Raw genomic sequence first — 11,790 nt, 5'->3', positions numbered from 1 at the left:
TATAAAAAAAGCCTGCGAGTTTATTCGCAGGCTTTTTTTAAATGAATTTATGTTTATTGTTAATCTTCAACAGTTTCGTTGTTAATTCCAATTTCGTCGTTAACCTCTTCTTTAAAATAAGTTTTTTGGAAGATTAATATAGCTATAACGCCAACTGAAATTGCAGCGTCGGCCAAATTAAAAACGGGCCTAAAAAACTCAAAAGGTTCGTTTGCCCAAAATGGGAACCAAGTTGGGAAAGTGCCTTTAATAATTGGAAAATAAAGCATATCTACCACCCTGCCATGAAACAAAGTTTCGTATTTATAGATTACGCCATAAAAAACAGAATCTATAATGTTGCCTAAAGCCCCAGCAAATATTAATGCAACGTTTAATATTAAACCGCGATGATAATGGCGTTTAATAAGGTAGTGTAAGCCGTAGGCGATACCAGCCACTGCAATTACCCTAAAAAGCGAAAGTGCAAGTTTCCCGAATTCGCCACCAAACTCCAAACCAAAGGCCATTCCATTGTTTTCTGTAAAATGGATAATAAACCAATCGCCAATTATTTTAAATTCTTGGCCTAAGTACATATTGGTTTTTACCCAAGTTTTAGAAACTTGATCGGCAAGTAGTACAAAGAATATAAGTAGTAAGGGTTTTGTATAGCCTTTCATTAACCTTGTTTAAGTTTTGCTTCCATACTTAATGTTGCATGTGGCACAGCCATTAAGCGTTCTTTTTGGATCAATTTCCCTGTTTCTCTGCAAATGCCGTAAGTTTTATTTTCAATTCGCACTAGAGCTGCCTCTAGGTTGTCGATAAATTTTTTCTGACGGGCAGCCAACTGGTTAATTTGTTCTTTCTCTAGTGTTGCAGAACCATCTTCTAATGTTTTATATGCACCAGAAGTATCTTCCGTGCCATGGGAATTTGGGCTACTTAATGATGAAGTAAGTGATAAAAACTCTTCTCTTGAACTTTTTAGTTTTCCTTGGATTAGCTCTTTAAACTCTTGTAATTCGCTATCAGAATAGCGGGTTTTCTCAGTTTTTTCCATAATAATTTAGTGTTTGGCAATTAAAATCTGTAGTTCAACATCTTCAATTACGATTTGGTTTGCGTTATTAATATTTTGTTCGAATTTTATGTCATCTGCTAAAACTTCGGCGCAAATGTAGGCTTTGTTAGCCAGCACTGCCGGAGCAATTAGGTTATCTTCTTGTAAACTTATGGTAATGCGATCTGTTACTTCGAAATTCAATTCCTTTCTTAAGTTCTGAATGCGATTAATCAGCTCACGCGATAAGCCTTCTTGTTTCAATTCGTTAGTTATAGTTACGTCTAGCGCAACAGTTAAACTCCCCAAATTGGTTACTTGCCACCCCGGAATATCCTCAGCAATAATTTCTACATCAGTTAACGAGATTTCATATTGGGTATCGCGTATAGCGAAAGAGCCTTCTTTCTCAAACTGAGTTAGTTCTTCTTGCGTAATTTTATTAATTGCTTCTGTTACCAATTTCATATCCTTTCCAACTTTTGTGCCTAAGGCTTTAAAGTTTGGTTTGATTTTCTTTTTGATAAATCCAGCCGTATCCTTGATAAAATCTATATCCTTGATATTAGTTTCCGATAAAATTAAATCTTTCACCAACTCAACTTTAACTTGGAAATTATCATCCAATACCGGGATAAGAACCTTTGCTAATGGCTGGCGAACATTTATGCTCATTTTCTTTCTTAATGATAATACCATAGAAGAAATATTTTGAGCCAATTCCATACGTTCGTTCAAATCGTAGTCGATTAACGTTTCGTCAACTTCGTTCCAAATAGTTAAATGCACCGATTTTGCACTATGCACTTTCGGGTTTGCATCAACTAAATTTTGATATAACCAATCGGCAAAAAATGGCGCTACCGGGCTCATTAATTGTGCAATGCTGGTTAAGCAAGTAAATAACGTTTCGTAGGCAGCTTTTTTATCTTCCGTCATTTCGCCCTTCCAAAAACGGCGACGAGATAAGCGGATGTACCAATTACTTAAATGTTCGTCAACAAAAGTTTGTATTGCTCTAGCGGCTTTGGTAGGTTCGTAAGCTTCGTAACTTTCGTCAACTTCTTTAATTAATGTTTGCAATAAAGATAAAATCCAACGGTCTAATTCGCTACGATTGGCAATAGGCGTTTGATTATCTAAATCAATTTCAAACTTATCTATGTTGGCATATAATGCGAAGAAAGAGTAGGTGTTGTAAAGCGTTCCGAAGAATTTACGGCGTACTTCATCCAACCCGTCTAAGCTAAACTTTAAATTGTCCCAAGGTGATGCGTTCGATATCATGTACCAACGCGTAGCATCGGCACTGTAGGTGTCAATCGTGCTAAAAGGATCAACCGCATTGCCCAAACGTTTAGACATTTTGTTGCCGTTTTTATCTAACACTAATCCATTAGACACCACATTTTTATAAGCAACGCCTAAGTTATTTACGTGTTTGTTAATAGCTTTAATCTCTTCGCTACTTTCGCTTAACATTACAGCTATAGCATGTAAGGTAAAGAACCAACCTCGAGTTTGATCCACACCTTCGGCTATAAAATCTGCCGGATAAGCATTCTCGAACTCTTCCTTATTTTCAAAAGGGAAGTGCCATTGAGCATAAGGCATAGCGCCACTATCAAACCAAACATCTATAAGGTCTGCTTCGCGGGTCATTTTTTCGCCTTTGGCCGACACTAAAATTACATCATCAACATAAGGGCGGTGCATGTCTTTTAGCTCGAAACCCGCAGGCATAAATCCAGCATCAACTGCTTTTTGTATTTCTTCGTTCAGCTCTGCTATAGAACCAATGCATTTTTCTTCTAAACCATCCGCTGTGCGCCAGATTGGTAATGGCGTACCCCAGTAACGAGAGCGAGATAAGTTCCAATCAACCAAGTTCTCTAACCAATTGCCAAAACGACCGGTTCCGGTTGCTTCTGGTTTCCAGTTAATGGTTTTGTTAAGCTCAACCATTTTTTCTTTAACCGAGGTAGTTTTGATAAACCAGCTGTCCAACGGATAATATAAAACTGGTTTGTCTGTACGCCAGCAATGAGGGTAGGTGTGGACGTATTTTTCTACTTTAAAAGCTTTATTTTCTTCTTTTAACTGAATAGCAATTTCAACATCAACAGATTTCTCTGGAGCTAATCCATCTGCGTAGTACTCGTTTTTAACATATTTTCCGCCGTAGTTGCCACCCAAAGAAGCAATAAATTTTCCTTGCAAATCTACCAAAGGAACGGCGTTACCTTTATCATCCAACACCAACATTGGCGGGATTTCTGGCGTAGCTAACTTGGCAACCCTAGCATCGTCTGCACCAAAAGTAGGAGCGGTGTGTACTATACCTGTACCATCTTCTGTAGTTACAAAATCACCAGCAATTACTCTAAAAGCATTCTCTGGGTTTTGGTAAGGAAGCGCATAGGGTAACAATTGTTCGTATTTTATCCCTACTAAATCCTCGCCTTTATATTCGGCTAATATTTGGTAAGGAATTTTTTTGTCTTCAGCTTTGTAATTAGTTAAATCATCATCATTTTCTGCTAAAAAATATTTGCCAGAAAACTGTTTGCCAACCAATGCTTTAGCCAAAACAACTTGCGCTGGCTCAAAAGTATACTGATTAAATGTTCTTACTAAAACATAGTCGATTTTTGGCCCAACGGTTAAAGCCGTGTTACTTGGTAAAGTCCATGGCGTGGTTGTCCAAGCTAAAAAGTGGATAGTGCCAAATGCCTTTAGTGCCTCTGGTAAAGTATCTTGTATGGCTTTAAATTGTGCCACAATTGTCGTATCGCTCACATCGCGATAGGTTCCAGGCTGGTTTAACTCGTGCGAGCTTAAACCTGTACCTGCTGCAGGCGAATATGGTTGTACGGTATAGCCTTTGTACAATAAACCTTTTTCGTAAAAGGATTTTAAAATCCACCAAAGGGTTTCTATATATTCGTTATGATAGGTTACATAAGGGTTTTGCAAATCAACCCAATAGCCCATTTTTTCGGTAAGATCGTTCCAAACATCTGTATAACGCATTACCTCTTCTTTACAGGCTGCGTTATAGGCATCTACAGAAATTTTCTTTCCAATATCTTCTTTGGTTATGCCTAATTTTTTTTCAACGGCAAGTTCTATCGGTAGGCCGTGGGTATCCCAACCACCTTTACGCTTAACTTGATATCCTTTTAGGGTTTTGTAACGGCAAAAAATATCTTTAATAGCACGAGCCATTACGTGGTGTATGCCAGGCATTCCGTTTGCCGATGGCGGTCCTTCGTAAAAAGTAAATGGCTTAGCTTTTGAACGCGTTGAAATGCTTTTTTCAAAGATGTTTTCCGCTTTCCAAAATTCTAATATCTCTTTGCCTATTTTTGCTAGTTCTAAAGTTTTAAATTCCCTATACATCAATCAAGTATCTCCAAAATTAAAGGATGCAAAGCTAAGGTTTTTGAACGAATTATGGTAGTTTTGTGGGGAAATTGTTTTATGGAAAAAAGACTGAAATTAGGAGTTTATTTTATGGTTGCGGCGGTAGTTTTGATGCCGGTAGCTGTATTAGCAAGAAACCTAAGCGAAATACTGATGTTTAGTCTGCTTTTACTTACAATGCTTTTGGAACTTGTGGGATTGTTTTTTGTAGCGCTTAGTCTTTTTAAGAAGAAAAAAAGTTCTTAAAAGCTCCTAATATCAATTTAAAAGCGAAAAGTTCTTTAATGGATGTTGTAATCCAAAATCGCTTGGTAGGGATTTCCTTTTAAGTCTAATAACTTGGCAAAAGCCGGCTCGGTTTTTTCGCCTTTGAGTTTTAAATCAATTATGGCTCGCCTAAATTCTTCGCCCCTCTGTAACAAAATCTGATGTTCAATTAGCATGTGCCTAAATGCATTCTGGTTTCTAGTTGGAATGTTTTGTGCAAAAATCTCAATTTCAAAATCCTCTACATTAAAGTTTGCAATAATTGTTTTTTGATGGTTAAAATAGGTTTCGCTTAGCAGAAAATCGGTGTGTTTACAGAATGATTTTTTTATCAGCTCTGCAAAATCATCAGCGTCTCTAAAATAACAACAAATATCCAAATCGCTACCGGGTATGTCTATCTCAATCGGAAAGGTTCCGGTTAGGATGGGGTCAAATTCAACTAAAATATCAAAAATTTGATGTTTAATTAAAACGTCGTATACACGTTTTTGCCTTTCGTTTCCATTTTTTAGATAGCGGATATTTCCAAAATCAATCATCAAAAATTAATGGTCTATTTTGTCGGCGTTTCTTGCAACTTCCTCCGCCGAAATTAGTTTGCGTGTTTTCTTTTTGTCTAACCAAAGCATTAAAGCAGGTAGTAAAGTAAGGTTAAATACTAGAGCCACAATCAAAGTAATCGACAGTAGCAAGCCGAGCACAACCGTACCGCCAAAAGTTGAGGCAGTGAATATTCCGAAGCCGAAAAATAAGATCAGGGCTATGTGGGTCATACTAACGCCAGTTTCTCTAATCGTATCTGAAACCACCTGACTTACGCTATAATTAGTAAGGCTCAATTCCTGTTGATATCTGGTTAAGAAATAGATCGTTTGATCTGATGCTAATCCGAATGCAATGGTAAAAATTAAAATAGTTGATGGTTTTAGCGGGATATTGAAAAAGCCCATTAATCCGGCAGTAATTATTAGCGGAACAATGTTTGGTAATAGCGATACAAACATAATTCCTAAGCTCTTAAATTGCGCAAGGCGAAGTAGCGAAATCAATACAATTGCTAAAGCGATGCTTTCAAAAAGGTGCTCTAATAAATAATCGGTTCCTTTGCTAAAAATTATGCTTGATCCGGTAAGTTCAACATTAAATCTTTTCGGACTCAAAATAGAATCTATTCTCGGTTTTAGTTCTAAAAGTAGTTGGTCAAGTCTTTTCGAGCCAACATCGGCCATCTGGAAGCTAATTCTTGCTGTCTGCTTATCCTTGTCTACAAAGTTGGTTAACATGTTTCCATTGCCTTTGCCAGAATTTGCAGCATATATCAAGATAAAGTTTTTCTCAATATCTGTCGGAAGTCTGTAAAAGGCAGAATCGCCATTGTAAAATGCCTGCGACGCATATTTTAAGCCTGTGTTTAAAGAGATAGAACGAGAAAATTCCGGATATTCAGCAATCATCTGCTCCATTTTATCAATTTTGTTCAGGGTAGAAATGCTTAAAACTCCATTTTTGCGCTTGGTATCTACGCTAATTTCAAGCGGTAAAATCCCCTCGAAATTTTTCTCGAAAAACTTAAGGTCTGTTAAAATCCGAGAGCTTTTTGGCAGGTCGTCAACTACATATCCATTAATGTTTATTTTATAGATGCCGACGATAGAAACAATGGTTAAAATAGCCGTTGCTACATAAATTGCAGTGCTTTTTTGTTGCACCAAAACATCTGTTTTAGCTAATAATTTATCAAGAAAATTTGGGTCGTGTGTGGTATTTGTTTTTCCTTTAGGGATAGGTAAATAACTGAAAATAATTGGCACCAAGCATAGGCACATTAGCCAAGTAAACATAACGTTTAAAGCAGCTACTAGGCCAAACTGCATCAATAGTTCGCTTCCCGTAAAGTAAAGTACGCCAAAACCAATGGCGGCGGTAACATTTGCAATCAGGGTAGTAACAGCAATTCTTTCTATAGTTACGCTTAAGGCTTTGTGTTTGTCGCCATGCTTTTTAAGCTCGTTATGGTATTTGTTTAGTAATAAAATACTGTTGGGTATACCAATAATTACAATAAGGGGTGGAATTAAACCTGTAAGTATGGTGATTTCGTAGCCAAGTAAAACTAAAGTTCCTATACTCCAGATTACGCCCATTATAACAACTAAAATAGGGAAGAAGACAGCGTAAAAACTTCTAAAAAAAATGACTAGGATAAGTGCAGATACTAAAATAGATAGACCCAAAAATAGTACGAACTCGTTTGACACTAGTTTGCTTGTAGCGGTACGTATGTAGGGTAGGCCAGACATGTGTACCTGCAAGTTTGTTTGCTCGCCAAATGCTGTGGCTTTTGCTTCAATTTCTTTTAATATTGGATTTCTTTCGGCCGTATTTAATATTTTTTGGTCGAAGGTAATTGCCATTAAAGTGGCATTTGTTTTTTTGTTTATTAATAGTCCGTCGTAAAATGGCTGAGCTTGAAGTAGGTTTTTAAGCGAATCCATTGCTACATTGTTCTTAATCACTCCTCCAGGGATAGGACTAACCATAAACTTTTGATTAATGGTATCTTTTCTCAATTCGAATAATTTTCCGATAGAAAGAACGCCTTTAATACCTTTAATTTTTTGAATATCTTCAGACAATAACGCCCATTTGTTATAGGTGTCTTTTTTGTAAATATCTGGGGAGGTAATACCTAAAACCATAATGCTTCCGTCTTCGCCAAACGTCTTTTTAAAAGCATTGTATTTTACGAAAACAGAATCCGTAAGTGGTAAAATTTTACTTCCAGCGTAAGAAAGCTTTAGGTTTTTAGCATGGTAAGCCATAAAAATCGTGGCAACCAAAAAGAAAATAATAAGAACGATACGGTTTTGAAGTATAGCTTTAGAGAGTTTAACCCACATATTCAACGGCGTTGTTTAAAAAAGGTAAAGAAACTATAAATATGCGTTAATGCAAAATCGCTATGCATATTACTGTTTCTAAACAGAAACGTAAAGCTTATTGTTTTTGTATAAATAACTTATTTCTAAGCGGGTATTTTATTTATTTTAGCGGTTGCATGAAAAGATTTTTATCAAGTTTTGGTTTCGCATTTAAAGGTTTAGCATATGCATTTAAAACACAGCTAAATTTTAGGGTGCATTGTATTGCCTTGATTTTGGTAATAGGTCTTGGCTTATTCTTTAAACTCGATAAAGGGGAATGGCTTTGGATTGCAGTTGCTGTGGTAATGGTTCTTTCTGCCGAGTTAATAAATACGGCCTTAGAAGTTCTGGTAGATCTAGTTTCTCCGCAAATACACCCAAAGGCGGGCGCTATAAAAGATTTAGCCGCTGCTGCGGTTTTAGTAGCAGCAATGGGTGCGGTGGTAATTGGATTATTAATTTTCTTTCCTAAATTCTTTTAGCATGTTGCATAAAACACGAGGGATTGTGCTAAAAACAACGTTGTACAGCGAGAGCAGTGTTATAGTGCAAGTTTTTACAGAGAAATTTGGTATTCAGTCTTATTTGATCAACGGGGTGAAAAAACCAAAAGCTAAAATTCCGATGAATGTGTTGCAACCACTACATCTTTTGGATATGGTGGTTTACCACAAAGTGAATACACAGCTACAACGTGTTTCTGAAGCTAGGCCATCGCCGGTTTTTAAATCTATTCCTTATGATGTAATTAAAAATACCATCGTACAGTTTTTGAACGAGGTTTTGTATAAAAGCATTAGGCAACAGGGGGCCGAGGATGCATTGTTTAGTTTTATTTACAACGCTATTAGTTGGTTTGATGAAACAGAGAAGCCTAGTGCAAACTTTCATTTAGCATTTCTGCTGAAGCTATCGCGATTTTTAGGTTTCGCTCCGCACGAGCAAACTAGAAAAGACCAAAAATATTTCGATTTGCAAGAAGGAGAGTTTACTTCGTTGATGCCGATCCATCCATATTTTATAGAAAAAACAGAAGCAGATTTCTTTTTGTTGCTTTTTTCTACCTCGTTTGAAAAAATATTTGAAATAAAAATTGATAACGCTACAAGAAGGTTTCTATTAGATAAAATATTGATTTACTATACGTTGCATACGGCGTCTTTTGGGCAAGTTAAATCTCATCAGGTTTTAGAGGATATACTTTCTTAAAAAAAGTGAAAATATATTTGCAGAATGAGAATATGTCACTATATTTGCATTCCCAAAACGAACGAAACACTTCAAAAAACGAACGTTAAGGGAAAACACCAAAAGGGAAATTAGCTCAGCTGGTTCAGAGCACCTCGTTTACACCGAGGGGGTCGGGGGTTCGAACCCCTCATTTCCCACCAAAGCCTTAGAGAAATCTAAGGCTTTTTTTGTGCTTAAAATTCTTGGATTTTCGTTCAATATCTAAATTCTATATTTTTTTATTTTGGCTAAACATCAGATACCGATGAATGGATAGAAAAACTAATTAGCGCAGGTGGTTCCTAGCATCCCGACATTTTCAGTCGGGAGGGTCGGGGGTTCGAACCCCTCATTTCCCACCAAAGCCTTAGAGAAGTCTAAGGCTTTTTTTGTGCTTAAAATCTTTATAAATTTCCTGTCGATATTTTCATGGCTAATAAATAGCACTCCTAATCGGTAACAATTACGTTGTAATATTCCCACTAGCGCTCTCAAGCGTTTTAAAAACCTTTAAGTTTTCGTTTTGGTTAATCTTCACCTTTTCTTTTAGAAAAATCTTGCTATTTTTAGTGCCATGTTAAAGACTTTTCTATCAAGCTTTTGTTTTGTTTTCATCGCTTTGCAATTACAAGCGCAAAAAAAAGCAACTAATTATACGCAACAGATTAACGGAACTAAATTATCCTTCGAAATGCAGGCTATTCCCGCCGGAACTTTCGCAATGGGAAGCACTAAAGGCAATGCAGATGAGCAACCGGTGCATAAGGTTAATCTTGATGCGTTTTGGATGAGCAAAGTTGAAGTTACCTGGGATTTATTCGAACCTTTTTTATATAAAGATTACGAGAAATCTAATAGTGTTGGCGAAATTCCTGCTAATGTAGATGCTGTAACACGTCCTACAAAACCCTATTTAGATATGACCTTTGGTATGGGCAAGCAAAACCAGCCTGCACTTGCCATGACCCAGTATAATGCCATCCAGTTTTGTAAATGGCTATACGAGCGTACCGGTATTTTCTACCGTTTGCCAACTGAGGCAGAATGGGAATATGCTTGTCGTGCTGGCAGCACAAGCGAATATCATTTTGGAGATGATGAAAGCAAGCTCACCGACTACGCTTGGTTTGGAGAAAACAGCGAAAAGAAAACGCACCAGGTTGCAATGAAAAAGCCAAATGCCTGGGGTTTGTACGATATGCATGGCAATGTTGCCGAATGGACTTACGACGAATATAAACCAGATTTTTACGCCGAGGCTAAGGCAGAAGTTAAAAATCCTGTAGCAACGGCTGATAAACTTTATCCGCTAGTAGTACGCGGAGGTTCTTACGAAGATGTTGCAAAAGATCTTCGTTCGGCAGCAAGATTGGCGTCAGATCCATCGTGGAAACAAATAGATCCGCAAATACCTAAAAGTAATTGGTGGTTTCCAGATGCGCCATTTATAGGTATTCGCTTAGTTCGACCAGTTGTAGCACCATCAAAACAAGAAATTGACGCTTATTACAATAAGCCAGTTATAAAAGATTATTAAAACCTAACCAAAAACCTAAAATGAACAATGAAAAAAAATCGCAGAACGAGCGAAGAGAATTTTTAAAGGCAAGCGCATTGGTTGCCGGAGGTGTAATGATGAGTGGTTACTCGTGGGCAGGTGTGCCAACGTCTTCTGTAGATGATACCATTAAAATTGCTTTGGTAGGTTGCGGAGATAGAGGTACGGGCGCCGCATTTCAGGCATTAAGTACCAAATTTAATATAAAGTTGGTAGCTATGGCCGATGCTTTTCAAGACAGATTGGATAGCAGCTACAAAGCAGTTTCAGAACGCTTTGGCGCCAAGGTCGATGTTCCTAAAGAGCGTCAGTTTGTAGGTTTTGATGCTTACAAAAAAGCTATTGCTTTGGCAGACGTGGTTCTTTTGGTAACTCCTCCAGGTTTTAGGCCAACCCATTTTGAAGAAGCTGTTAAACAAAATAAACACGTTTTTATGGAGAAACCGGTTGCGGTAGATTCTCCAGGGATAAGAAAAGTTTTGGCTGCTGCTGAACTAGCAAAACAGAAAAAACTAAACGTAGTGGTTGGTTTGCAACGCAGATACCAAGCTAATTATAGAGAAGTTTTAAAAAGAATAGAAGATGGTGCCATAGGCGATGTAGTTTCTGGGCAGGTTTATTGGAATAGCGGAGGCGTTTGGGTAAAAGACCGTCAGCCTAACCAAACCGAGATGGAATATCAAATGCGTAATTGGTATTATTTTAACTGGTTATGTGGAGATCATATTGTAGAACAGCACGTACACAATATAGACATTGCTAACTGGGCTAAAAATGCCTATCCGGTATCTGTTCAAGGTACTGGAAGTAGAGCTTGGAGAACAGGAAAAAGGTATGGAGAGATTTACGATAACCATGCAGTTGAGCTTAAATATGCTGATGGATCTGTAATTTATAGCCAATGTCGACACTTTGAAGGTACGCATAACAGAGTTGATGAAACTTTCCAAGGTACAAAAGGAAAAGTGTATTTATCGGCAAATAACTCTGGAATATTATGGGATCACCAAGGGAAAGAACTTTATAACCATAACAGAAAAGGGAATGCAAATCCTTACCAAGTAGAGCATGATGAGCTTTTTGAAGCAATATCAAAAAGCGAATACAAATTCTGGGATGCAGAACGTGCTGCTAAAAGCTGTTTTACGGCAATAATTGGTCGTTACGCAACCTACTCTGGAGAAATAATAAAATGGGATGATGCATTAAAAGCAGAAAATAATTTAATGCCTGATGTTTTAGCTTGGGATGCTAAACCGAAACTATTGCCAGATGCCGATGGACTTTATCCAATACCAACGCCTGGTAAAACTAAGGTATTAATATAGCTAATGGCA

Annotated in this window: 10 protein-coding genes and 1 tRNA gene; 6 read left to right on the top strand and 5 right to left on the bottom strand. The window is 37.4% G+C overall.

Annotation, left to right across the window (positions count from 1 at the left end; genetic code table 11):
* Nucleotides 1-59: 59 nt before the first annotated feature.
* From DUT69_RS16700 to ileS, 3 genes are read right to left on the bottom strand one after another with little or no spacing between them, the layout of a single operon-like run.
* A complete protein-coding gene (locus DUT69_RS16700; RefSeq protein ID WP_113654397.1) occupies nucleotides 60-662 on the bottom strand; it encodes a lipoprotein signal peptidase in 603 nt (200 codons plus the stop codon).
* On the bottom strand, nucleotides 662-1,045 hold the full coding sequence (locus DUT69_RS16695) for a TraR/DksA family transcriptional regulator (protein WP_205314295.1): 384 nt from the start codon (nucleotides 1,043-1,045) through the stop codon (nucleotides 662-664). The genes DUT69_RS16700 and DUT69_RS16695 overlap by 1 nt, the downstream gene beginning before the upstream one ends.
* A 6-nt stretch (nucleotides 1,046-1,051) precedes the next feature.
* Nucleotides 1,052-4,447 (bottom strand): isoleucine--tRNA ligase, encoded by a 3,396-nt coding sequence (ileS, locus tag DUT69_RS16690; RefSeq protein ID WP_113654395.1) that lies wholly within the window; start codon nucleotides 4,445-4,447, stop codon nucleotides 1,052-1,054.
* An 81-nt stretch (nucleotides 4,448-4,528) separates the two neighbouring features.
* Here ileS and DUT69_RS16685 point away from each other — a divergent pair, with 81 nt between their 5' ends.
* A complete protein-coding gene (locus tag DUT69_RS16685; protein ID WP_113654394.1) occupies nucleotides 4,529-4,717 on the top strand; it encodes a hypothetical protein in 189 nt (62 codons plus the stop codon).
* A gap of 35 nt (nucleotides 4,718-4,752) precedes the next feature.
* On the opposite strand, the gene DUT69_RS16680 is transcribed toward DUT69_RS16685, so the two are convergent.
* On the bottom strand, nucleotides 4,753-5,280 hold the full coding sequence (locus DUT69_RS16680; RefSeq protein WP_113654393.1) for a DUF4269 domain-containing protein: 528 nt from the start codon (nucleotides 5,278-5,280) through the stop codon (nucleotides 4,753-4,755).
* A 6-nt stretch (nucleotides 5,281-5,286) separates the two neighbouring features.
* Entirely contained in the window at nucleotides 5,287-7,641 is a 2,355-nt protein-coding gene (locus DUT69_RS16675) for an efflux RND transporter permease subunit (protein ID WP_240186746.1), read from the bottom strand.
* Between the two features lie 158 nt (nucleotides 7,642-7,799).
* On the opposite strand from DUT69_RS16675, the gene DUT69_RS16670 reads away from it, so the two are divergent.
* The 5 genes from DUT69_RS16670 (at nucleotide 7,800) to DUT69_RS16650 (ending at nucleotide 11,781) form a co-directional block, all read left to right on the top strand.
* On the top strand, nucleotides 7,800-8,147 hold the full coding sequence (locus DUT69_RS16670; protein ID WP_113654392.1) for a diacylglycerol kinase family protein: 348 nt from the start codon (nucleotides 7,800-7,802) through the stop codon (nucleotides 8,145-8,147).
* 1 nt (nucleotide 8,148) lies between these two features.
* Nucleotides 8,149-8,874 (top strand): DNA repair protein RecO, encoded by a 726-nt coding sequence (gene recO, locus DUT69_RS16665; RefSeq protein ID WP_113654391.1) that lies wholly within the window; start codon nucleotides 8,149-8,151, stop codon nucleotides 8,872-8,874.
* Between the two features lie 104 nt (nucleotides 8,875-8,978).
* Nucleotides 8,979-9,056, top strand: a tRNA-Val gene (locus DUT69_RS16660).
* Between the two features lie 413 nt (nucleotides 9,057-9,469).
* On the top strand, nucleotides 9,470-10,432 hold the full coding sequence (locus DUT69_RS16655) for a formylglycine-generating enzyme family protein (protein ID WP_113654390.1): 963 nt from the start codon (nucleotides 9,470-9,472) through the stop codon (nucleotides 10,430-10,432).
* A gap of 20 nt (nucleotides 10,433-10,452) precedes the next feature.
* Complete coding sequence (locus DUT69_RS16650) at nucleotides 10,453-11,781, top strand: Gfo/Idh/MocA family protein (protein WP_113654389.1); 1,329 nt, start codon at nucleotides 10,453-10,455, stop codon at nucleotides 11,779-11,781.
* The last annotated feature ends 9 nt before the right edge of the window (nucleotides 11,782-11,790 follow it).

Origin of the sequence: Pedobacter namyangjuensis, assembly GCF_003313325.1 — a bacterium.
In the GTDB taxonomy this organism is placed as follows: Bacteria; Bacteroidota; Bacteroidia; order Sphingobacteriales; family Sphingobacteriaceae; genus Pedobacter; species Pedobacter namyangjuensis.
Note: the sequence above shows the minus strand (reverse complement) of the source record. Positions and strands in the feature narration are given on the sequence as shown.